Here is a 21,373-nt window from a genome sequence, read left to right on the forward strand (position 1 = left end):
ATGAGATGGTCCTGTCGCTCTATGCCAAGGGCCTGACCACCGGGGAAATCAGCGCGCACTTCGCCGAGATCTACGGTGCGTCCGTGTCAAAGGAGACCGTCTCGCGGATCACCGACAGGGTGCTCGACGAGATGGCCGCGTGGCAAAACCGGCCGCTGGATGAGGTCTACGCGGCGATCTTCATCGACGCCATCGTCGTCAAGGTCCGCGACGGGCAGGTCGCCAACCGGCCCGTCTACGCCGCGATCGGCGTGACGCTGGAGGGTGAGAAGGACATCCTCGGCCTGTGGGCCGGCACCGGCGGTGAGGGCGCGAAGTTCTGGATGAGCGTGCTCACCGACATCAAGAACCGCGGCGTGAAAGACACCTTCTTCCTGGTCTGCGACGGCCTCAAAGGCCTGCCCGAAGTCGTCACCAACGTCTGGCCGCTGACAACCGTGCAGACCTGCATCATCCACCTGATCCGCAATACCTTCCGCCTGGCCTCGAAGAAGGACTGGGACGCGCTCAAACGGGACGTGAAGCCCATCTACACCGCCGTGAACGCTGCGGCCGCCAGGGCGGCGTTCGAGGAGCTCACCGAGCGCTGGGGCAAGAAATACGGGGCCATCGTGCGGCTGTGGGAGAACGCGTGGGAGGAGTTCATCCCGTTCCTGGACTATGACGTGGAAATCCGGCGCGTGATCTGCTCGACCAATGCGATCGAATCCCTCAACGCCAGGTACCGGCGCGCCGTGAAGGCCCGGGGTCATTTCCCCACCGAGCAGGCTGCGCTAAAGTGCCTGTATCTGGTCACCCGATCCCTCGATCCGACCGGTGCCGGCAAGACCCGATGGGCCGTGCGTTGGAAGCCCGCTTTGAACGCCTTCGCCATCACTTTCAGCGACCGATTCCCGGCCGCTGAAAGCTACTAAAAGAAACCGCCGGATACACCGTTAATGAGATAGTCCCCCATGTGAAGCCGCAGTGGGGCACCCGCGCCGTCGGCAGCATTCGGCACACTGAGGTCGCGACCTGGGTCGCGGAGCTCAGCAAGGAGAAGTCCGCAACGACCGTCAAGCGGGTGCACGGCGTGCTCGCCGCGATCCTCGACAGCGCAGTGCGCGACCGGCGGATCCCGTCGAATCCAGCTCGTGACGTGAGGACGCCGAGGAAGGTCAGGAAGCCCCGGGCCTACTTAACGCTCGAGCAGGTCGAGCGGCTTGCTGAAGCGTCCAAGTACCCCGGGCTGATCAGGTTTCTGGCGTTCACGGGTCTGAGGTGGGGAGAGGCTACCGGCCTGACGGTCAAGCGGGTGGACACGGCCCGTCGACGGGTCGAGATCGTGGAGAACGCGGTCATGGTCGGCGGACAGGTGAAGGTCGGCACTCCGAAGACCCACCACCGGCGCTCGGTACCGTATCCGGACTTCCTGGACGACACGGTGGCCGCGGCGTGCGCAGGTAAGGATCGAGACGCGTTGCTCTTCCCTTCTGAGCTCGGCGGTTTCCTGCGGCCGGGCAACGGGAAGGGCGGGTGGTTCCGGGGAGCCGTAAAGCGGGCGCAGGCCAGCGAAGCGCACTTCCCGCACGTCACTCCGCACGACCTTCGCCACACGACGGCGTCGCTTGCGATCAGCAGTGGCGCTAACGTCAAGGCCGTGCAACGGATGCTCGGGCACGCCAGTGCAGCCATGACCTTGGACGTGTACGCAGACCTCTTCGACGACGATCTGGACACCGTCGCGGAGGCGCTGAGCAAGATGCGTGCGGAGCACCTGATCCGACAAGGATCTGACAATGGTTCACCTGCGAATAGGGGTGATCAGGTGTGAGCAAGCCGCAGGCGATGGCAGCAATTTTGGCTCTGTGACAGGGAAGACGATCGGTGACGGGGGCACCGGAACGCGTGACTACTGGTTCAAATCCCACCGTCACCGCCACCTGAAAGGCGCTTGCTTCGTTGACAACACAGCAAAGCAAGCGCCTTTCGCTTCTCCGGTTCACGCCTTTCGGCAATCCAAGGGAGTTCCGCGGTTGGCCTGATCCCCATCGAGGTGCTCATCGTGGAGGGGCGGGCTGCCGCACTCGGTCGATGCCGTCCCTTGGGCCTTGGCGAACGCCGCACCCGGCAGGCCCATCATCGCGCTGAAGTCAAGCAGCCGCTAGAGGCTCTGGCGGCGCACCCGGCGCACCGTGTGGAACGCCCTGTGGGCCAAGACCACGACGGCGGCCCAGGCCAGCCCCAGCGCCCAGGCCGCGACGACGTCGGTGAACCAGTGGTGCCCCAGGAAAACGCGGCTGCTGCCGATGCCGACGACGAACAGGAGGCCCAGCGTCAGGACCACGATCCGGGCCGTCCGGCTGCGCAGCTCGATCCAGCACAGGTAGACGATCACCGCGACGATGGCCGTGGCGTTGAGCGTGTGCCCGCTGGGAAAGGACGCGGAGGACTCGTACGGAGGCACGGCGTCGGCGAGCGCCGGCCGGGCCCGCCCGATCAGTTCCTTGCCGACGACCGTCATCAAGAGCGATCCGGCCGCCGTGGCCGCGACCAGGATGAGCGGACGCCAGCTCCGGCCCATCCACGTCAGCACGCCGATCGCGGCGAGCGCGACGACCGGCATGCCCACGGTCCCGCCGACGTCGGTGAAGGCGGTGACTCCGGCGTCCAGCCCCGGCGAGCGAAGGGTGATCATCCAGTCCAGGAGCGGTTGGTCGACCCCGGCCAGGCCGTCGGCCTCGACCACGGACTCGTAGATCTCGGCCGCGAGCGCCGTGAGGGCCGTGACGGCCGCCGCACCCAGGACCAGGACGAGCCACAGGGCGCCGTACGGTCCGGCCACCCGGGCGACGACGGACGCCGCCTTGTCCCCCGGGTCCGCCTGATGCGCTGGCTGGGTCATCTTCCTGCCGTCCTTCCACGTGTTCCGGTCCGGCCCTCGGCCGGCTGCCGCGGCCGGGTCCGCCCTGCCGTTCGTAGCTGAAAGACTAGTGCCATGGCATTGCGGATCCTGGCAGTAGGCAAGAAGCACGAATCGTGGGTCGCCGAGGGCATCGAGCGCTACGGCAAGAGGATGAAGAAGCCCTTCGACCTCTCCTGGCAGCTGTTGCCGCACTCCGCCCGGGAGGGCGATGCCGCCCGCGCCGAGGAGTCGTCCCGCATCCTGTCCAAGGTGTCCCCGTCCGACTACCTCGTCCTCCTGGACGAACGCGGGAAGAACATCGACTCCCCCGCGCTCGCGGCCGCCCTGCAGCGTCCGCTCGACACGGCCCGGCCCGTCACGCTCGTCATCGGCGGGGCCTACGGCGTCGACGCCGAGGTGCACCGGCGGGCGGACTTCGTCTGGAGCCTGTCCAAGCTCGTCTTCCCGCACCAGCTGGTCCGCCTGGTCCTGGCGGAGCAGCTCTACCGGGCCCAGGAGATCGCCGGTGGCCGGCCCTACCACCACGAATAACCGGTTGCCTGCAGACACCAATTCCGCCCGGGTGTAGCGTCGGGAAAGCAGGCACCGCCTGCCCACGACCGAGGAGGGATACCGTGAAAAACCGAACCCCGATCCTGCTGGCTGCGGCCCTGCTGGCGCCGCTCGCACTGTCCGCGTGCGGAGCGCCGCAACAGGCCACCGAATCCACCCTCAGCCCCGGCTCACCGCAGGCCACCTCGACCCAGGAGGCACCGGCGTCGTCCTCGGGGCCCGCCGGCGCCGCCCCGACGGGCGCGGGCACGGCGACCCCCGGCACGGCCCCGGCGGGCCTGCCGTGCAGCGCGGACGACGCCGAGATCGTCGTCGAGGATGTCGAGGGCGGCGCCGACGCGCAGGCCGTGACGCGCCGGCTCGTCGTGACCAACGAAGGGGACGAGTGCACGCTCGCCGGCTTCCCCGTCATCACCTACCAGGCCGCCGAGGGCGAGACCCTCGGTGCGCCGGCGGCCCACGTGGGCGAGCCGGCGCCGGAGATCACGCTCGGCACCGGCGAGAGCGCCGCGGCCGTGCTGCGCGAGAAGCAGGCCGGGAAGTTCGACCCGGAGGACTGCCGGCCCGTCGACGCCCCGCTCCTGGCCGTGGCCCTGTCCGACGGCGGCGCGACATCCTACCTGAAGCGCGACGCGACGGCGTGCTCCTCGGCGACCGTGGTGCTGCTGGAGGCGGGCCCGTACGAGAAGTAGCCGCGGCTCACAGGCCGGTGCGACCCCTCGCCTCGGCCTCGCGCGCAATGTCGGCGAGGTCCTGCTCGAGCATCTTGCGCGTGCCCTTGACGGCGAGCGGGCCCATCAGCCGGCCGATGAAGCGCGCCACCGCGCCCTGGCCCACGGGGTCGCCGCCGAAGACGAGCTCCAGCCGCGTGCCCCCGGGCTCGGGCGTCAGGGTGAACGTGGAGTCGTAGCGCACGCCGCGGGACTCGGCGCGCACGACGGTGCGGCGCGGCTCCTCGACCTCGTCCACCCACATCTCCTCCGTCGCGCTGCGGCCCATGACCTTGCGCGTCTCGCGCCACCGCACGCCCGGTGCGTAGCCCGTGCCCTCGACGCGTTCGACGGCCTCGATGCCGCCGAAGGTCTGCGCCGCGTGGTCCAGGTCCGTCACCACGTCCCACACCACGCGCGGGTCGGCGGCGACCAGCCGCTCGACGCGAATCTCGATCCTGTCCATGGGCCGTCCCTTCTGCGGTTGCCGGCGCCGCGCGGGCCGGTTCCGCCAGTGTAGGGCGCGGCACCGACGCTTGGGTACGGGGACGGTACGACGCCGGACGGCGGCCTCCCGGGGCGGCGCCGCCCGGGCACGGCGGGGCTCCCGGGACGACCCGGAGCGGCGGGCCCGCCGAAGCGTCGGTGGCGCGGCGTAGGCTGATCCCGATGGAACCCCAGGCCCCCACGACATCGGTGATGGACCGGTTCACGCCCGCCACGCGGGAGTGGTTCACCGGGGCCTTCAACGCGCCCACCGCGGCCCAGCTCGGCTCGTGGCAGGCCGTGTCCTCCGGCGCGAACGCCCTCGTCATCGCACCGACGGGCTCCGGCAAGACGCTCTCGGCGTTCCTCTGGGCCCTCGACTCGTTCATCCGGGCCGCCGACGCGCCGCGGCAGGCCGAGCTGGACCTCGACGGCGTCACCGGCACCCCCGCGCGGCACGCCCGGCGCACCACACGCGTCCTCTACATCTCCCCGCTCAAGGCACTCGGGGTCGACGTCGAACGCAACCTGCGCAGCCCGCTCATCGGCATCACCCAGATTGCGGGCCGGCTCGGCCTCCCCGCCCCGGAGATCACGGTCGGCGTGCGCTCCGGCGACACCCCGGCGTCGGAGCGGCGCAAGCTGCTCTCCCACCCGCCGGACATCCTCATCACGACCCCCGAGTCCCTGTTCCTCATGCTGACCTCGCGCGCGCGGGCGACCCTGGCCGGCGTCGACACCGTCATCGTCGACGAGGTCCACGCCGTCGCGGGCACCAAGCGCGGCGCGCACCTGGCCGTCTCCCTCGAACGACTCGACGCCCTGCTGGCGCGCCCGGCCCAGCGGATCGGCCTCTCCGCCACGGTCGAGCCCCGCGGGGAGGTCGCCCGCTTCCTCGGGGGCGCGCGGCCCGTCGAGGTCGTCGCCCCGGAATCGGCCAAGACGTGGGAGCTCACCGTCACGGTGCCCGTGGAGGACATGACCGACCTGCCCGCGGCCGCGGCCGCGCACGACCTCGGGCCCGCGTCCGGCCTGCAGCCCCAGGCCAGCATCTGGCCCCACGTCGAGGAGAAGATCGTCGACCTGGTGCTCTCCCGCCGCTCGACCATCGTCTTCGCGAACTCCCGCCGGCTCGCCGAGCGCCTGACCGGGCGGCTCAACGAGATCCACTCCCTCCGCTTGGCCGCCGCCGAGGGGACGGATCCCTGGGGCGTCGACGGCACCGGCGACGTCTGGGCCGAGGGCGGCACCGGGGCCGGTCCCGGGCAGGGATCCCGTGGATCGGCGCCCGGAACCGGGCCCGGCGGCCCGCCCGGGCGGATGCCGGCCGAGATCATGGCCCAGGCCGGGACGGTCGCCGGGGCCGAGCCGCTCCTGGCGCGGGCCCACCACGGATCGGTGTCCAAGGACCAGCGCGCGCAGATCGAGGACGACCTCAAGTCGGGCCGGCTGCGCTGCGTCGTCGCGACGTCCTCGCTCGAGCTCGGGATCGACATGGGGCTCGTGGACCTCGTGATCCAGGTCGAGTCGCCGACGTCCGTGGCCTCCGGCCTGCAGCGCGTGGGACGCGCCGGCCACCAGGTCGGCGAGACCTCCCACGGCGTCTTCTTCCCCAAGCACCGCGGGGACCTGGTCAACACCGCCGTCGCCGTGGAGCGCATGCTCGCCGGCGGGATCGAACCCCTGCGCGTCCCGGCGAACCCCCTGGACATCCTCGCGCAGCAGACGGTCGCGGCCACGGCGCTCGGCGCGGTCGACGCGGAGGAGTGGTTCGACGTCGTCCGCCGCTCGGCGCCCTTCGCCGCCCTGCCGCGTTCCGCGTTCCACGCCGTGCTGGACCTGCTCGCCGGCAAGTACCCGTCGGACGAGTTCGCGGAACTGCGCCCGCGGATCATCTGGGACCGCGACGCCGGCACGATCACCGGCCGTCCCGGCGCCCAGCGGCTCGCCGTGACCTCGGGGGGGACCATCCCGGACCGCGGCCTGTTCGGCGTGTTCCTCGCCGGGAGCGAGGACACCGTCAAGGGCGGCCGGCGCGTGGGCGAGCTCGACGAGGAGATGGTCTACGAGTCCCGCGTGGGCGACGTCTTCGCGCTCGGGGCCACGAGCTGGCGGATCGAGGACATCACGCACGACAAGGTGATCGTCACCCCGGCCTTCGGGCAGCCGGGCAAGCTGCCGTTCTGGAGCGGCGACGCGCTCGGCCGGCCCGTGGAGCTCGGCTACGCCCTCGGCGCCTTCCGCCGGGAGCTGGCCGCGGCAGGCGACGACGAGGCGGCCCGGCGCCTCGACGCGATCGGCCTCGACGGCTGGGCGGCCGCGAACGTGCGGAACTACCTGCGTGCCCAGCGCGAGGCCACCGGCGTCGTCCCGAGCGACAGCTCGCTCGTCGTGGAGCGCTTCCAGGACGAGCTCGGCGACTGGCGCGTGGTCCTGCACTCCCCCTTCGGCCTGCCCGTGCACGCCCCGTGGGCCCTGGCCGTCGGGGCGCGCCTGCACGAACGCTACGGGCTGGACGGTTCGGCGATGGCCGCCGACGACGGGATCGTCCTGCGCGTGCCGATGATGGAGGACGAGCCGCCGGGCGCCGAGCTGTTCCTCTTCGAGGAGGACGAGCTCGAGTCGATCGTCACGGCCGAGGTCGGCGGTTCCGCGCTCTTCGCCTCCCGGTTCCGCGAGTGCGCCGCGCGCGCCCTGCTGCTGCCCCGCCAGAATCCGGCCAAGCGCACCCCGCTCTGGCAGCAGCGGCAGCGATCGGCCCAGCTGCTCGACGTCGCCCGGAAGTACCCGACGTTCCCGATCATCCTCGAGACGGTCCGCGAATGCCTGCAGGACGTCTACGACCTGCCCGCCCTGCGCTCCATCGCCGCCGCCGTGGCCCGCCGCGAGATCACGGTCGTGGAGACCACCACCAGGGCGCCGAGCCCGTTCTCCCAGTCCCTGCTGTTCGGCTATGTCGCCCAGTTCCTCTACGAAGGCGACTCACCACTGGCCGAACGCCGGGCGGCCGCCCTGTCCCTGGACCCCGGACTGCTCAACGAGCTGCTGGGCCGTGCAGAGTTGCGCGAGCTGCTGGACCCGCAGGTCATCGAGCGCACCGAGGCCGAGCTGCAGCGCCTCGCCGAGGGCTACCGGCTCAAGGGGCTCGAGGGGACGGCCGACCTGCTGCGCCTGCTCGGTCCGCTCGACGAGGCCGAACTCGCCGCGCGCCTCGAGCCCGCCGACGGCCCTTCCGGCCCATCCGGCGAAACCGCGGGCCATGGACCGATCGCCGTCCATCGGACGCAGATCGGTCGAGAAGCCGCAGTTGGGCCGGAGGAGCCCGCCGCGGCCGGGCGCCACACGGAGGAGACCGCCGCGGCCGCGCGCCACGTGGGGGATCTCGTCCGCGCCAACCGGGCGCTGCGCCTGAACCTCGCCGGCCGGCCCGTCGTCGCCGCGATCGAGGACGCGGCCCGGCTGCGCGACGCGATCGGCGTGCCCTTGCCGATCGGCGTCCCGCTCGCGTTCGTCGAGCCGGTCGCGGATCCGCTCGGGGACCTCGTGGGCCGCTACGCGCGCACCCACGGGCCGTTCACGGCGGCGGAGGCGGCGGCCCGGCTGGGCCTCGGTGGCGCCGTCGTGCTGGCCGTCTTGAAGCGCCTGGCCGGGGAGGGCCGCGTCGTCGAGGGCGAGTTCCGGCCCACGGCGCAGGCCCACGACGGCAGCGGGGAGGCCGGCGCCGAATGGTGCGACGCCGAGGTCCTGCGCCGGATCCGCCGGCGCTCGCTGGCCGCGCTCCGCGCCGACGTGGAACCCGTGGACGCGGCCGCCTATGGCCGCTTCCTGCCCGAGTGGCAGTCCGTCGGCGCGCGCCTGCGCGGGCTCGACGGCGTCGCCACGGTGATCGACCAGCTCTCCGGCGTCCCCGTCCCGGCGAGCGCCTGGGAGGGGTTCGTGTTGCCCGCGCGCGTGGAGGACTACCGGCCCGGCATGCTCGACGAGCTCATGGCCACCGGCGAGGTGCTGTGGTCCGGGGCCGGTGCCCTCGCGGGCAACGACGGCTGGATCAGCCTCCACCTCGCGGAGAACGCCCCGCTGACGCTCGAGCCGGATCCGTCGTTCGAGCCGGGCGCGCTGCACCGCCGGATCCTGGCCGCGCTCGACCCCGGGGGCACGGGCCTCGGAGGGGCCTACTTCTTCGGGCAGCTCGCTTCCCTCGTCGAAGCGCAGGGACGGGACGACGTCGCGGCCCGGCTGCCGGGAGACGCTCGGGGACGGGACGACGCCGCAGCCCGGCTGCCGGGCGACGCTCAGCCCGGGCGCCCGGGGGCGGAGGGACGCCCTCCCGTGGACGGCGCCACGGCGGCAGGGCCCTCCGCGGGGGCGCCGGTGCCCCAGGAGGAGCTGCTTGCGGCCCTCTGGGACCTGGTCTGGGCAGGCCGGGTCGGGAACGACACCTTCGCCCCCGTCCGCGGCATGCTGGGCGGCGGGAAGACGGCGCACCGGCAACGGGCTCAGACCCCACGGGCCCGCACGCGGTTGCCGGGACGCTACGCCGGCCTCGGGAGGCCGCAGCGCGGAGCCGCGTCGGGCGCCTCCGGATCCCGCGGTCCGAACCCCGGCCCCGGTGTCGGGAGTGACCTCGAGGGCGGTGCCGGCGCCCCCGGCGGGACGCCGCTGCGCGGCGGGCTCCGCCCGGATGCGTCCGGGCGGCTCGAGGCGAGCCACGACGCCGGACGCCTCCCGTCCCATGCTGCCGGACGATGGTCGCTGCTGCCGGCCCCGGAAGCGGACCCCACGGTGCGCGCCCACGCCCTCGCGGAGTACCTCCTGGACCGCTACGGGGTCGTGACCCGGGGCTCGGTCGCCGTCGAGGACGTCCCCGGCGGCTTCGGCCTGGTCTACAAGGTCCTCGCGCGGCTCGAGGAGGCGGGGCGGGCACGCCGCGGCTACTTCATCGAGCGGCTCGGCGCCGCCCAGTTCTCCACCCCGGCCACCGTGGACCGGCTGCGCGGGCATGTGCGCGACTCCGAGCTCGACGCCGTGCACCGCGCCGACGCGGGCACCCCGGCCCTCGCGCTCGCCGCCACCGACCCGGCCAACCCCTACGGCGCCGCCCTGCCCTGGCCCGCCGCCGACGGCCCGTCCGGCAGTCCCGGCGCCACGGGGCACCGGCCCGGGCGCAAGGCGGGCGCCGTCGTCGTCCTCGTCGACGGCGCCCTGGCCCTCTACGTGGAGCGCGGCGGCAAGACCCTGCTCTGCTACGAGCAGGACCCGGCCCGGCTGGACGCCGTGGCGCGCGCCCTCGTCGCCGCGTTGCGGCGGGCGGGCGTGGACAAGATGGCGGTGGAGAAGGTCAACGGGCAGCCGGTTCCGGACACGCCGCTCGCCGCGGCCCTCCTCGCCGCCGGCTTCTACTCCTCCCCCCACGGGGTCCGATTCCGCCCATGACCTGCGCGGAAACCGCAGGCGCGGAGCACGCCCCGCGGACCGCTACCAAAACGTAACCACCCACACGGGCGCAGGACATGACAAGCTAGGAGCACAGGAAGCAGAGGACAAGGATGTGACCGGCATTGCCTGAGGGAGACAGTGTTTACCGCGCCGCGCGGATGCTCGACGCGGCCCTGACCGGCAGGGTCCTGGAATCCAGCGACTTCCGCGTCCCGCGCTACGCCACCTTGAACCTGGCGGGGGCCCTCGTGGGATCCGTGGTGTCCCGGGGCAAGCACCTGCTGATCCGGGCGGCCGACCTGAGCATCCATTCCCACCTGATGATGGACGGGCACTGGGACGTCTACGCCCCCGGCGAGCGCTGGCGGGCACCCGCCTTCAAGGCCCGCTGCATCCTGAAGAACGAGGCCTTCCAGGCCGTCGGGTTCGAGCTCGGCTTCCTGCGCGTTATCCGGACGGCCGACGAGCCCGAGGCGGTCGGGCACCTGGGGCCGGACCCGCTCGGCCATTCCTGGGACCCCGCCGAGGCCGAGCGGCGGCTCCTGCTGGACCCGGAACGGCCGATCGGCCTGTCCATCCTGGACCAGCGGCTCGTCGCCGGGATCGGGAACATCTACCGCTGCGAGCTCCTCTTCCTCCTGCAGGCCAACCCGCGCACGCCGGCCGGCGAGCTGCCGGACATGGCCCGGCTCGTGGAACTCGCCCACCAGCTCCTGCACACCAACAAGGACCGGGCCCGCCGCGTCACGACGCCGGGAAGCATCCGGGATCCGTACTGGGTCTACGGCCGCGGCGGCAAGCCGTGCCACCGCTGCGGCACGCCGATCGTCCACGAGAAGATCGCCGATCCGGTGAACGTCCACGGCCAGTCCGTGCCCGCCGGTGCCGGGCAGGGCCCGCGCGCGGCCGAGAACCTCGCCGAGCTCGCCGCCGCGGCGGCCGCGGCGAGCGCCTCCCGCGCGGCGCAGCAGGCCGAGCGCGACCTCTACTACTGTCCGCACTGCCAGCCGCTGCAGCACCCGGCCGCGTAGGCAGCCGCCGCGGAGACGGGGAACCGCCGGCCCGGCCCGACGGCCGCCGCCCATTTACGCGCGTCGTCCACCCCAGTAGCGTGGCCAACACCAGGCCGGGCGCCCCCGCCGGGCCGCTGCCAGCGGAGGTCACCATGTCCAACCACGTCTACAGCGTCTCCGAGATCGTCGGCACGTCCCCGGACGGCGTCGAGTCCGCGGTCCGCAACGCCGTCGCGCAGGCCTCGCGGACCCTGCGCCACCTCGACTGGTTCGAGGTCACAGAGATCCGCGGGCACCTCAAGGACGGCGAGGTCGCGGACTGGCAGGTCGGAATCAAGCTCGGCTTCCGCATCGAGGAGTAGCCGTGCGGGAGCCCTCCGCCCGCACTCCGCCCGCCGCCCGGCCCGCACGGCGCCCGCCGGGGAACCCCGGAAGCGCCGGCGCCACCCGTGCCGCGGGTCGGCTAGCGTGGGGGGATGGCCATGAAGTCCCCACTCCCCGTGCGCGACGGCGTCAACGCGACCCGCCTGCGGCTGCCCCGCGAGGGCTGGGATACCGTCATGGACTACGTGTTGCACCGCTTCGGCCACGTGGACCCGGACGGGATCGCGCGGCGCTTCGCCGAGGGCGAGGTCGTCGGGCTCGGCGGGGAGCCGATCACGCCCCGCACGCCGCTCGGGCGCCACGAGTTCCTCTGGTACTACCGGGACCTGCCCGGCGAGGAGCCGATCCCGGTCACCGAGACGGTGCTGCACCAGGACGATCACCTGCTCGTCGTGGACAAGCCCCACTTCCTGCCGACCACGCCGGGCGGCCGGTTCGTCCAGGAATCCGCGCTGGTCCGGCTGCGGAACCGGCTCGGGCTGCCCGAGCTGGTCCCGATGCACCGCCTCGACCGGGCGACCGCCGGCGTCATCCTCTTCTCCACGAATCCGGCCACGCGCGGCGCCTACCAGACGCTCTTCGAGCGCCGGCAGATCCACAAGGAGTACGAGGCCGTCAGCGCCCTACCCGGCCCCGGCGCCCCGCCACCGCCCGCATGGCCCGGCAGCGTCGTCCTCCCCCGCGACCCGCACGACGCCGCCGCCGTCCCCGGCCTGCCGGCCCACCTCCGCTTTCCCCTCGTCTACCGCAACCGCATGACCAAGGTGAAGGGCACCCTGCGGGCCATCGTGGAGGACGGTGAGGCCAACGCCGAGACGCTCGTGGAGCCGCTGCGCACCGGCGTGAGCCGCGGCACCCACGCGGGCACCGGCGTCGTGCACTTCCGCCTGCGCCCGCACACGGGCAAGACCCACCAGCTCCGGGTCCACTTGGCCGCCCTCGGCCTCGGGATCCTCAACGACCCCTTCTATCCCGTGCTCCTGGACCAGGCGCCCGACGACCACGAGCGGCCCCTGCAGCTCCTGGCCCGTTCGATCGCCTTCACGGATCCGCTCACGGGGCGTCCCGCGCGCTTCGCGTCGCGGCTGCGGCTGCGGGAAAGCCCGCTCTAGGCAGCCCGCCAGGGTGCGCCTCCCCCGACCCGGCGCCTGCATTGGGTAGGCTGGTGGGTGTGCTTTTGGCGGGCGGGCTGGCACTCCTGAAGCGACGGAAGGGGACGACGGACGATGGCTGAGACGCGCGAGGAAACCTCGGCCGCCTCCTCCGCGCTCGAACGGCTCAAGGCCAGCCAGCCGCGCACCGACGGCGCCGGGACCCCCGCGGCCGAGCGCGCCGTGCACGGGGCCCACCGGAACCCGGGCCCGCGTCCCGCACGCCCGCCCGCACCCTCCGACGCCGCACCGGACGCGGCCCCCGCCTCCCCACACCCCGCGACGGACGTCCCGGTCCCCGGACGGCCGCCCTCGATCCCACCGCGCCCCCAGACGCCCCCCGCCGCACGGCACATGGTCTCCCACCACCCCGACGCCGGGGCCGACACGCGCGGCAATGCCGCGGGCTTCCGCCTCGGGGAATGGCTCGACCAGCTCGGAGAACCCGACTGGGAGCAGATCCGCACCCGCGGCAGCGAGTTCGTCGAGCGTCAAAAGCGCGCAGCCCAGGCCCGGGCTCACGCCCGCGGCGTGAGGCGCCGGCAGCGCGAACGCGAGCGGCTCGCCGAGGCCGAGCGCCGCAAGGAGCTCGCCGCTGCGCGCGCCGAGCAGGAGCGCCTCGAACGCGAACGCGCCGAGGCCGAACAGGCCGAGGCCGAACGCCTCCAGCGCGAGGACCTGGAACGCCAGCGACTCGAAGGGGAACGCTCGGAGCGGGAGCGCCTGGCCCGCGAGGCGGCGGAGCTCGAGCGCACCGCCGGCGAGGCCCCGTCCGGGCCGGCGCCCGATGGATCGGACGCCGTGGACGCGGGATCCGCCGGCACGGGATCCGCCCTGGCCGCGCCCGACGCCGCCGGCGACCGGGCCACCGGCGCAGGGACCGCCCCCGGCGTGGCCGGACGGCCGTCCGCCGCCGCGGCCGCGCCGCAGGACCTCGAAGCGATCGTGGCGAGCGCCCAACAGGCCATCCGGGCCTCGCGGACGGCGCGGCCGTATCCGGACGACGAGCCGGAACCGGTCTACGTCGCCCCCTACAACCTCCCCTCCTTCGGGCCCGAGCCCGAGGAGGCCCCTGCGGACCTGTACCGCCGCATCGCGGTCTCGGCCGCGGCCCTCGGCTCGCTCTTCCTCGGCTTCTGGGCGCTCGGCCTCTTCGGCGGCGCCACGGCGCATTCCGGCCCCGACTCCCCGTTCCGGCCGCGCGGCTCCCTCCTGTCGATGGGCACCGATTCGTTCACCCTGTGGGGCGTGGTCCTCGCCGGACTCGTGCTGTTCGCCGGATTCCAGTGGCTGCCCGGACAGCGCTCGGCCCGGCGGCAGCGGGCGCTCGGCTACCCCGCCGCGGCGGCCGCGCTCCTGGGCGCCCTGTGGCTCGTCTGCGCCCGCAACGGCATGGTCTCGAGCGCCCTGTGGATCGCGATCGTCCTGACCGGCGTCCTGCTCTTCACGCTCCGCCACGTCAACCTCCGCACCGCCCGCACGCGGGCCGAGCGGTTCTTCACCGACGCCCCGCTGATGCTCTTCCTCGGCTGGATGCTCGCGGTCCTGCCGATGAACCTGGCGGTGTGGCTGACACGCGCGGGCATCGAGCTGCTGCTGCCGGCCGAATGGTGGGCCGTCCTCACGCTCGTCGGCGCCACGTGGGCGGCCGTGTCCTTCGCGATGTCCGAGCGCGGGCGGATCGTGCTGGCCCTCGGCTTCGCCTGGGGGCTGGCATGGATGATGCTGCCGCGCCTCATCGGCGCCAACACCTCCGCCCTCGTGGCCCTCGTCGCCGGAGTCTGCGCGTTCGTCGTGCTGCTGGCGACCGAGAACCGCCGCTACCAGATCGGCCACGCCGAGCGCCGGGCCGCCCGCGGGCAGCGCACCGAGTTCTAGCCCGTCCCCGCCCGGAGCGCCGCGGTGGCAGACTGGGTCCATGAGCGAGATCGACACCTGGAAGCAGTGGCGCCGCCTCCGCGAGGAGGGCCTGGCCGTCGAGTTCGGCTGGCTGACCCTGAGCTCCTACCAGTGGCTTCCGCCGGAACCCGGGCCCGTGGAGTTCTTCCCCGGTCGTTTCGGGGGCGGGCCGGGCGGGGCCGTCTACGTGCCGGATCCCGCGCAGGACGCGGTGGTGGAGTACGACGCCGGAACCCCCGTCACCGCGCCCCTCGCCCGGGCGCTCGGGGAGGGCGCGTCGGTGTTCTGGCTGCGCCACGGCGGAACGCTCGTCGAGCTCGGCCTGCGGGACGGCCGCTACATGATCCGCACGCGCGAGCAGCACCACCCGGCACTCGAGTCGTTCCATGGCGTGCCGGTCTTCGACTACGACCCCGCCTGGGTCCTGGCGGGGCGCTTCGAGCCCTACGAGGCGGAGCGGACGGAGTCGATCGGCAGCTACCGGGCCGATCTGCGGCTGACCGCGACCGCCGTCGGTGACGTCGTGTTCGAGGCCGGCGGCCGCTCCCACCGCCTCGCCGCCGAGGAGGGAGCGGACGGCTCGCTGGTGCTGAACTTCCACGACGGGACCAACGGCGACTCGACGGCCGACTGGCGCTTCCTCTCGGTACCGGCCCCGGCTCCCGACGGCCTCGTGGTGCTGGACTTCAACCGCACGCTGAACTACCCGTTCGCCTTCTCCCGCTTCGCCGCGTGCCCCATGCCCCTGCACGGAAACCGGCTGGAACTGGCCGTCACCGCGGGCGAGCGCATCCCCGTCGACGGCGACCACATCGCCCAGGACGGGCACAGCGTGTGACTGATGGTGTTGAAGTGACTCTGTGAGACGGAAGTGACTCACGGTACACTCGTCGGACTGCCCCGGCCGACGACACCGTACCAAGGACCCCACCATGACCGCCCGCAGCCTTCCCCTCGGCCTGCTCTCCCCCGCCGTGGCCGCCGCACTCGCGGCCACCCTGATCTCCGCGCCGACCGCACTGGCCGCGCCGGCCGCCGCCGCCGACGCCTCCGCGACGTCGCCGGCCACGCCCTCATCGACGTCCACCACGCCCCCTTCGTCCTCCACGCCTTCTCCCCCGACGCAGGCCCCGCCCGCCGGCGAGGACGTCGAGGACGCTCCCGGGACTTCCTCGGCCTCCGTGCCGGGCGGCCCGGCCGTGCTCGGCGGAACGGCGCAGGCGGTGGACGCGGAGGCGGCCGTCGACGCGGCCCGCGGGCTGCGCGCGGAGCTCGGCGGCGAGACCACGCCCGGTGCCGCGAAGCGCAAGGAGCTCGCCGAGGAGGTCTACGAGGCCATCGGGCTGCCGGCCGAGGGCGCCCGGCTCGGCCAGGGCGTCAAGCGCATCGAGGAATCCGGCGACCCGCAGGCGCCGACGATCGAGGAGCTCGCGGCCCTCGCCGACGCCGCGGAGGAGGCCGCCCTCGAGGCGGCCGCTTCCGCCGACACGCCAGCCCCCGCGGGCACGGAGGTCCCGTCCGGCGCGGGCTCCACACCTGGATCCGCCACGGAAGCCGGCGTCCCCACCGGGGCGACGGAGGATGCGGAAGGCGCGGCCCCGGCGTCGTCCGCGTCGGCGTCAGCGTCGGCGTCAGCGTCTGCGTCTGCGTCTGCGTCTGCGTCTGCGTCTGCGTCCGGAACCGTCTACCGCCCGGCCGCCGACTGGGTCGCCGACACCGCAGCGGCGGCCTGGACCTGGACCCCGCCGGGCGTGCTCGGCGTGGACGTCTCCGGATGGCAGAAGGGCGTGAACTGGCCCCAGGCCTGGGCCGACGGTGCGCGCTTCGCCTACGTCAAGACGACCGAGGGCACCCGGGCCCAGAACATCCGGAACTCCGAGTTCAACCAGCAGTACACGGGCTCCTACAACCAGGGGATGATCCGCGGCGCCTACCACTTCGCCCTGCCGGCCTCCTCGACGGGCGCCGCCCAGGCGAACTACTTCCTGGACACCGGCGGCAACTGGAGCAACGACGGCAGGACCCTCCCGCCGCTGCTGGACATCGAGTGGAACCCGTACACCGCCGCGCAGCACCCCGACGGCAAGGGCAACATGTGCTTCGGCATGACGCCGGCGCAAATGGTGGCCTGGATCAAGGACTTCGGCGAGACCGTCAGGACCCGGACGGGCCGCTACCCGATGATCTACACCGCCAAGGCCTGGTGGGATCCGTGCACGGGCGGCTCGACGGCCTTCGCGGGCTGGCCGCTGCACGTCGCGCTCTACCCGACCGCCACCAACGTGCCCAAGAACCCGCGCGTGCTGCCCGCCGGCTGGAAGACCTTCAACCTCTGGCAGTTCAGCTCCTCCGGTCCCCTCGTCGGCGACTCCAACGTCTGGAACGGCGACCTGGCCTCCCTGCAGGACTTCGCGAAGAACTCGCGGAGCACGCCGCACCGCCTCACAACGAGCTACCTCGGCACCGCCTCCACGCAGACGCGGCTCGCACCCGTGCGGCTCGGCGGGGCCGACCGCTATGCGACCGCCGTCGCCGTCTCGCGCAACTCCTTCCCTTCCACGGCGCCGGCCGTCGTGGTTGCCGCCGGGACCGACTTCGCGGACGCCCTCGCCGGCACGGCACTCGCAGGCCGCGTCCAGGGGCCGCTCCTGCTCACCCGCCCCGGCGTCCTGCCCCCTCACGTCCGGGATGAGATCGCGCGCCTGCGCCCGGCGCGCATCCACGTGGTGGGCGGCACCGGCGTCGTCTCGGCGGGCGTCGCCCAGCAGCTCGCGGCGATCGCCCCGGTCACCCGGCACGCCGGCGCCGACCGCTACGCGACGGCGGCGCAGGCCTCCCGGAACTGGCCCTCCAGCACCGCGGTGTTCCTCGCCGCAGGGGCCAACTTCCCGGACGCGCTCTCCCTGTCCGCCGTCGCGGCACAGCGCAAGCAGCCCCTCTTGCTGACCCGAGCTTCATCGCTTCCGGCCGGCACCCTCGCCGAACTCCGGCGGCTCAATCCGGCCACGGTCTACGTGGCCGGCGGAACCGGCGTCGTGTCCGACGCGGTGCTCACCCAGATCCGCTCGGCGCTGCCCGGAGTGAGGATCAACCGCTACGGCGGTGCGGACCGCTATGCGACGTCCGCGGCCGTGGCCAATGCCTTCTGGCCCTCCCGTTCGCAACGGTCGTTCTTCGCCTCGGGAGCCGACTTCCCGGACGGGCTGACGGCCGCGGTGGCCGCCGGACACAACGGCGCTCCGCTGCTCCTGGCGCGTCCCACCTGCCTGCCTCCGGCCGTGGCCACGGCCTACTCCCGGCTCGAGGGCTTCACCAACGTCCTGGCCGGCGGCACGGGCGTCCTGTCCTCCACGGCCGTGCACGCGGCGAGCGGCGCGGTGAACCGCTGCCCGTCCTGACCCCTCCGCGGGGCGCGGGCGGGGGCCGCTCAGCTGATCGCGTTGATCCCGGTCAGGGCGCGGCCGACGATGAGCGAGTTCACCTCGTAGGTGCCCTCGTAGGTGTAGACGGCCTCGGCGTCGGCGAAGACCTTGGCCATGCCGTGGTCGCTGAGGATCCCGTTGCCGCCGAGCAGGCCGCGCCCGAGGGCGACCGTCTCGCGCATCCTGGCCGTGGTGTAGGACTTGGCCAGGGCGGCCTGCGCCATGTCCTCCCGCCCGGCGGCCTGGAGCCCCGCGAGCTGCGCCATGAACGCCATCGACGCCGTGGTGTTGCCGAGCATCTGCGCCAGTTGCTGCTGGACCAGTTGGAAGGCGGCGAGCGGGCGCCCGAACTGCTCGCGGCCCAGGACGTAGGCCCGGGCCGTGTCGAACGCGGCGAGCTGCTGCCCCACGGCCACCCATCCGACCATGATCCGGCTCGAACGCAGCAGCTGGTTGGTGTCGGCGAAGGAGTCGATCCCGACGAAGCGGTCCCGCTCCGGGATCCGCACTCCCTCCAGGACGATGTCCGCGTTCTGCACGGTCCGCAGGGCGGTCTTGTGTTCGATCCGCGTGGCGGAGACGCCGGGCAGGGACATGTCCAGGATGAACGCCCTCACGTGCCCCGAGTCCGCGTCCTGCGCCCACAGCAGGAGGTGGTCGCAGAAGGTCCCGTTGCCGATCCAGCGCTTGCGCCCGTCGACGACCCACGCGTCGCTGTCGTGCCGGGCCGTGGTGCCCAGGCCCTTGCCGACGTCGGAGCCGTGGCCCGGTTCGGTGAGCGCGAACGCGCCCGTGGTGCGCAGCGCGGCGGCGTCGGCGAGGTAGCGGTCGCGCTGGGAGTCCGTGCCGAAGGAGTGCAGCGACTCCACGAACAGGTCGTGGTGGATCATGAAGAACGTCGCGATCGAGGCATCGACGCGGGCGAGCTCGGCGATCAGGAGCCCGTGGAAGAGGTGCGAGTAGCCGTGCCGCGTGGGCGTGCTGACGCCGAGCTCCCCCAGCGGGCCGAGCAGGTGGTGCGGGAACTCCTCGCGGTCCCACCAGCCGGCGGCGTGCGGGGCCACCTCGGCGTCGAGGAACTCGCGGACCTCGGCGAGCTTGAGCCGCTCGCGGTGCGAGAGCTGCCGTTCGATCCCGAGGAAGTCGGCCCCGGGGAGGCCGTCGAGCGGGCCGCCGAGGGCGCCGGGCAGGCCGGGGTTGTTGACGCGTGCGTTCATGGGGGTCCTCCGCCCTATTTCGGCGCCATGCGGATGGCGCCGTCGAGCCGGATGACGTCGCCGTTGAGCATCTGGTTGGCCAGGATGTGCTCCACGAGGGCGGCGTATTCCTGCGGCTTTCCGAGCCGGGACGGGTGCGGGACCTGGGCGCCCAGCGAGTCCTGCGCCGCCTGCGGCAGGCCTGCCAGCATCGGCGTCTCGAAGATCCCCGGGGCGATCGCGACGACGCGGACCAGGTGGCGTGCGAGCTCGCGGGCCGCGGGGAGCGTCAGGGCGGCCACGGCGCCCTTGGAGGCCGCGTAGGCGGGCTGGCCGATCTGCCCGTCGAACGCGGCGACGGAGGCGGTGTTGACGATCACGCCGCGCTCGCCGCTGCCCGTGGCCGGGTCCGTCCACGGCTCGTTGCGCGCCATCTCCTCGGCGGCGAGGCGCAGCACGTTGAAGGTCCCGGTGAGGTTCACGGACACGACCGCCTCGAACGCGGCGAGCGGCAGCACCCCGTCGCGCCCCAGGACCTTGCCGGGCGTCGCGACCCCGGCGCAGTTCACGACGGCGCGCAGCGGGGCGAGGGAGGCGGCGAGTGCGACGGCGGAGCGCACCTGCTCCCCGTCCCTCACGTCCGCCGGGGCGAACCTCGCCCGCCCTCCCAGGGCGGCGGCCGCCTCGGCTCCCCCGGACGAGGGGAGGTCGACGAGCACGACGTGCGCCCCGGCGTCGTACAGCCGCCGTGCCGTGGCCGCGCCGAGGCCCGACGCCCCGCCCGTGACCAGCGCGGATCCCCCGTTGATCTCCATTGATCGCCCTCCCTGGTGGTGGGCCGCGGGGTCCCGAGGGGACGCCGGACGCGGCCGGTTTCGGTTAATGATCGCTAACTACACACTACCCGCGTGACCCGGCTCACGGCCACCCGGCAGCTCATTACGATAGGTAACAGTTGCGTATTTCTTGCGTCACGGCGTCTCCCTAGGGCATCCTTGGGGGGGACTTAGGCGCACCTAATCACCCGGCCTCCCTCCGGGCGGCGCCGCGTTCCACTCCACCGAAAGGCAAGACCTCCATGAAGCCCATCCAGCGCACCTCCCTGGCCGCGCTCGCCGCGGCGGCGATGCTCGGCCTCGCGGCCTGCGGCGGCGGCAGCGCCCCGGCCGAGAGCTCCGCGACGACGTCGCCGGCCGGATCCTCCCCGTCGGAGCCCGCGGCGGCCTCCGACAACAAGATCACGCTCTACAGCGGCCGCAGTGAGGACCTGGTCCAGCCGATCATCGACCAGTTCACCGAGGCCACGGGCATCGACGTCGAGGTCCGCTACGGCAACACGGCCGCCATGGCCGCGCAGCTGCTCGAAGAGGGCGACAAGTCCCCGGCCGACGTCTTCCTGGCCCAGGACGCCGGCGCCCTCGGCGCCGCCTCGAGCGCGGGACTCTTCGCCGCCCTGCCCGAGTCCATCACCTCCGTGGTGCCCGAGGCCTACCGCGACGGCAACGGGGAATGGGTCGGCGTGACCGCCCGCGCCCGCGTCCTGATCCACAACAAGGAGCTCGCCCCCGCCGACACCCTCCCGGACACGGTCGAGGAGCTCAACGGCGAGGAGTTCAAGGGCCAGCTCGGCGTCGCCCCGACGAACGCCTCCTTCCAGGCCTTCATCACCGCGTTGCGCGTGCTCGACGGCGAGGACGCGGCGAAGCAGTACCTCGCCGACCTCAAGGCCAACGACCCGCAGATCCGCGAGGGCAACGGCGGGATCGTCGCCGACGTGAACGACGGCAAGATCCCGTTCGGCCTGGTCAACCACTACTACCTGTTCGAGCTGGCCAAGGAGAAGGGCGTCGAGCCGGACGAGCTCGACGCCGCGAACTACTTCTTCCCGAACGGCGACATCGGCGCGCTCGTGAACATCGCCGGCGCCGGACTGGTCAAGCACGCCGCGGACGACGACGGCGTCAAGCTCCTCGAGTTCCTGCTCTCCGAGGAAGGGCAGACGTACTTCGCCGAGGAGACCAGCGAGTACCCGATGCTCGAGTCCGTCCCCGGCCCCGCCGGCATCCCGGCGCTGACCGAGCTGCAGGTCCCGGACGTCGACCTCAACGATCTCGAGGACCTCGAGACGACGATCGCCCTGATCACCGAGGCGGGCCTGGCCTGACCACCCACGACACCCCCACGGAACGACGGCGGCGCGCACCCCGCGCCGCCGTCTT

At 73.2% G+C, this 21,373-nt stretch carries 16 protein-coding genes; 12 read left to right on the forward strand and 4 right to left on the reverse strand.

Features of this window, described 5'->3' with window-relative positions; genetic code table 11:
* Positions 1–914: IS256 family transposase (locus ACQ3I4_RS13690; RefSeq protein WP_430632801.1), on the forward strand; the 914-nt coding region annotated here is incomplete at its 5' end.
* A 29-nt stretch (positions 915–943) separates the two neighbouring features.
* On the forward strand, positions 944–1,813 hold the full coding sequence (locus tag ACQ3I4_RS13695; RefSeq protein ID WP_430633783.1) for a tyrosine-type recombinase/integrase: 870 nt from the start codon (positions 944–946) through the stop codon (positions 1,811–1,813).
* 330 nt (positions 1,814–2,143) lie between these two features.
* Here the strand turns inward: ACQ3I4_RS13695 and ACQ3I4_RS13700 are convergent, their stop codons facing one another.
* Entirely contained in the window at positions 2,144–2,884 is a 741-nt protein-coding gene (locus ACQ3I4_RS13700; protein ID WP_329863906.1) for a phosphatase PAP2 family protein, read from the reverse strand.
* Positions 2,885–2,977: 93 nt separating this feature from the next.
* On the opposite strand from ACQ3I4_RS13700, the gene rlmH reads away from it, so the two are divergent.
* Both rlmH and ACQ3I4_RS13710 read left to right on the forward strand, forming a co-directional pair.
* Positions 2,978–3,436 (forward strand): 23S rRNA (pseudouridine(1915)-N(3))-methyltransferase RlmH, encoded by a 459-nt coding sequence (gene rlmH, locus ACQ3I4_RS13705; RefSeq protein ID WP_329863904.1) that lies wholly within the window; start codon positions 2,978–2,980, stop codon positions 3,434–3,436.
* Positions 3,437–3,519: 83 nt separating this feature from the next.
* On the forward strand, positions 3,520–4,149 hold the full coding sequence (locus ACQ3I4_RS13710) for a DUF4232 domain-containing protein (protein WP_329863902.1): 630 nt from the start codon (positions 3,520–3,522) through the stop codon (positions 4,147–4,149).
* Positions 4,150–4,156: 7 nt separating this feature from the next.
* On the opposite strand, the gene ACQ3I4_RS13715 is transcribed toward ACQ3I4_RS13710, so the two are convergent.
* The gene (locus ACQ3I4_RS13715; protein ID WP_329863899.1) at positions 4,157–4,633 is read right to left on the reverse strand and encodes an SRPBCC family protein; all 477 of its coding nucleotides are present in this window, start codon (positions 4,631–4,633) and stop codon (positions 4,157–4,159) included.
* A gap of 203 nt (positions 4,634–4,836) precedes the next feature.
* On the opposite strand from ACQ3I4_RS13715, the gene ACQ3I4_RS13720 reads away from it, so the two are divergent.
* The 7 genes from ACQ3I4_RS13720 (at position 4,837) to ACQ3I4_RS13750 (ending at position 17,934) form a co-directional block, all read left to right on the forward strand.
* Positions 4,837–10,086, forward strand: coding sequence for an Lhr family ATP-dependent helicase (locus ACQ3I4_RS13720; RefSeq protein WP_329863898.1), 5,250 nt, complete (start codon positions 4,837–4,839; stop codon positions 10,084–10,086).
* Between the two features lie 125 nt (positions 10,087–10,211).
* The gene (locus ACQ3I4_RS13725; RefSeq protein ID WP_329863896.1) at positions 10,212–11,120 is read left to right on the forward strand and encodes a DNA-formamidopyrimidine glycosylase family protein; all 909 of its coding nucleotides are present in this window, start codon (positions 10,212–10,214) and stop codon (positions 11,118–11,120) included.
* 134 nt (positions 11,121–11,254) lie between these two features.
* The gene (locus tag ACQ3I4_RS13730; RefSeq protein ID WP_329863912.1) at positions 11,255–11,464 is read left to right on the forward strand and encodes a dodecin; all 210 of its coding nucleotides are present in this window, start codon (positions 11,255–11,257) and stop codon (positions 11,462–11,464) included.
* A gap of 114 nt (positions 11,465–11,578) precedes the next feature.
* Positions 11,579–12,598, forward strand: coding sequence for a pseudouridine synthase (locus ACQ3I4_RS13735; protein ID WP_430633765.1), 1,020 nt, complete (start codon positions 11,579–11,581; stop codon positions 12,596–12,598).
* A gap of 114 nt (positions 12,599–12,712) precedes the next feature.
* Positions 12,713–14,515: a hypothetical protein gene (locus ACQ3I4_RS13740; protein WP_329863892.1), complete on the forward strand. Its 1,803-nt coding sequence runs from the start codon at positions 12,713–12,715 to the stop codon at positions 14,513–14,515.
* A 40-nt stretch (positions 14,516–14,555) separates the two neighbouring features.
* Positions 14,556–15,374 (forward strand): DUF1684 domain-containing protein, encoded by an 819-nt coding sequence (locus ACQ3I4_RS13745; protein WP_329863890.1) that lies wholly within the window; start codon positions 14,556–14,558, stop codon positions 15,372–15,374.
* A 94-nt stretch (positions 15,375–15,468) separates the two neighbouring features.
* Positions 15,469–17,934 (forward strand): cell wall-binding repeat-containing protein, encoded by a 2,466-nt coding sequence (locus ACQ3I4_RS13750; protein WP_329863888.1) that lies wholly within the window; start codon positions 15,469–15,471, stop codon positions 17,932–17,934.
* Between the two features lie 29 nt (positions 17,935–17,963).
* Here ACQ3I4_RS13750 and ACQ3I4_RS13755 read toward each other — a convergent pair whose 3' ends face one another.
* Both ACQ3I4_RS13755 and ACQ3I4_RS13760 read right to left on the reverse strand, forming a co-directional pair.
* Entirely contained in the window at positions 17,964–19,175 is a 1,212-nt protein-coding gene (locus ACQ3I4_RS13755; RefSeq protein ID WP_329863886.1) for an acyl-CoA dehydrogenase family protein, read from the reverse strand.
* Positions 19,176–19,189: 14 nt separating this feature from the next.
* A complete protein-coding gene (locus ACQ3I4_RS13760) occupies positions 19,190–19,969 on the reverse strand; it encodes an SDR family NAD(P)-dependent oxidoreductase (RefSeq protein WP_329863884.1) in 780 nt (259 codons plus the stop codon).
* Positions 19,970–20,232: 263 nt separating this feature from the next.
* Between ACQ3I4_RS13760 and ACQ3I4_RS13765 the strand changes: the two genes are divergently transcribed.
* Positions 20,233–21,318: an extracellular solute-binding protein gene (locus ACQ3I4_RS13765; RefSeq protein ID WP_329863882.1), complete on the forward strand. Its 1,086-nt coding sequence runs from the start codon at positions 20,233–20,235 to the stop codon at positions 21,316–21,318.
* Positions 21,319–21,373: the final 55 nt, after the last annotated feature.

Origin of the sequence: Zafaria sp. Z1313 (assembly GCF_050563205.1) — a bacterium.
Classification (GTDB): domain Bacteria; phylum Actinomycetota; class Actinomycetes; order Actinomycetales; family Micrococcaceae; genus JAZDCJ01.

Excerpts from the sequence above, each read along its gene's own strand:
- ACQ3I4_RS13715 (WP_329863899.1), bottom strand. The coding sequence starts at position 4,633 with ATGGACAGGATCGAGATTCGCGTCGAGCGGCTGGTCGCCGCCGACCCG.
- ACQ3I4_RS13760 (WP_329863884.1), bottom strand. The coding sequence starts at position 19,969 with ATGGAGATCAACGGGGGATCCGCGCTGGTCACGGGCGGGGCGTCGGGC.
- ACQ3I4_RS13755 (WP_329863886.1), bottom strand. The coding sequence starts at position 19,175 with ATGAACGCACGCGTCAACAACCCCGGCCTGCCCGGCGCCCTCGGCGGC.
- ACQ3I4_RS13765 (WP_329863882.1), top strand. The coding sequence starts at position 20,233 with ATGAAGCCCATCCAGCGCACCTCCCTGGCCGCGCTCGCCGCGGCGGCG.
- ACQ3I4_RS13700 (WP_329863906.1), bottom strand. The coding sequence starts at position 2,884 with ATGACCCAGCCAGCGCATCAGGCGGACCCGGGGGACAAGGCGGCGTCC.
- ACQ3I4_RS13720 (WP_329863898.1), top strand. The coding sequence starts at position 4,837 with ATGGAACCCCAGGCCCCCACGACATCGGTGATGGACCGGTTCACGCCC.
- ACQ3I4_RS13745 (WP_329863890.1), top strand. The coding sequence starts at position 14,556 with ATGAGCGAGATCGACACCTGGAAGCAGTGGCGCCGCCTCCGCGAGGAG.
- ACQ3I4_RS13740 (WP_329863892.1), top strand. The coding sequence starts at position 12,713 with ATGGCTGAGACGCGCGAGGAAACCTCGGCCGCCTCCTCCGCGCTCGAA.
- ACQ3I4_RS13735 (WP_430633765.1), top strand. The coding sequence starts at position 11,579 with ATGGCCATGAAGTCCCCACTCCCCGTGCGCGACGGCGTCAACGCGACC.
- ACQ3I4_RS13730 (WP_329863912.1), top strand. The coding sequence starts at position 11,255 with ATGTCCAACCACGTCTACAGCGTCTCCGAGATCGTCGGCACGTCCCCG.
- rlmH (WP_329863904.1), top strand. The coding sequence starts at position 2,978 with ATGGCATTGCGGATCCTGGCAGTAGGCAAGAAGCACGAATCGTGGGTC.
- ACQ3I4_RS13750 (WP_329863888.1), top strand. The coding sequence starts at position 15,469 with ATGACCGCCCGCAGCCTTCCCCTCGGCCTGCTCTCCCCCGCCGTGGCC.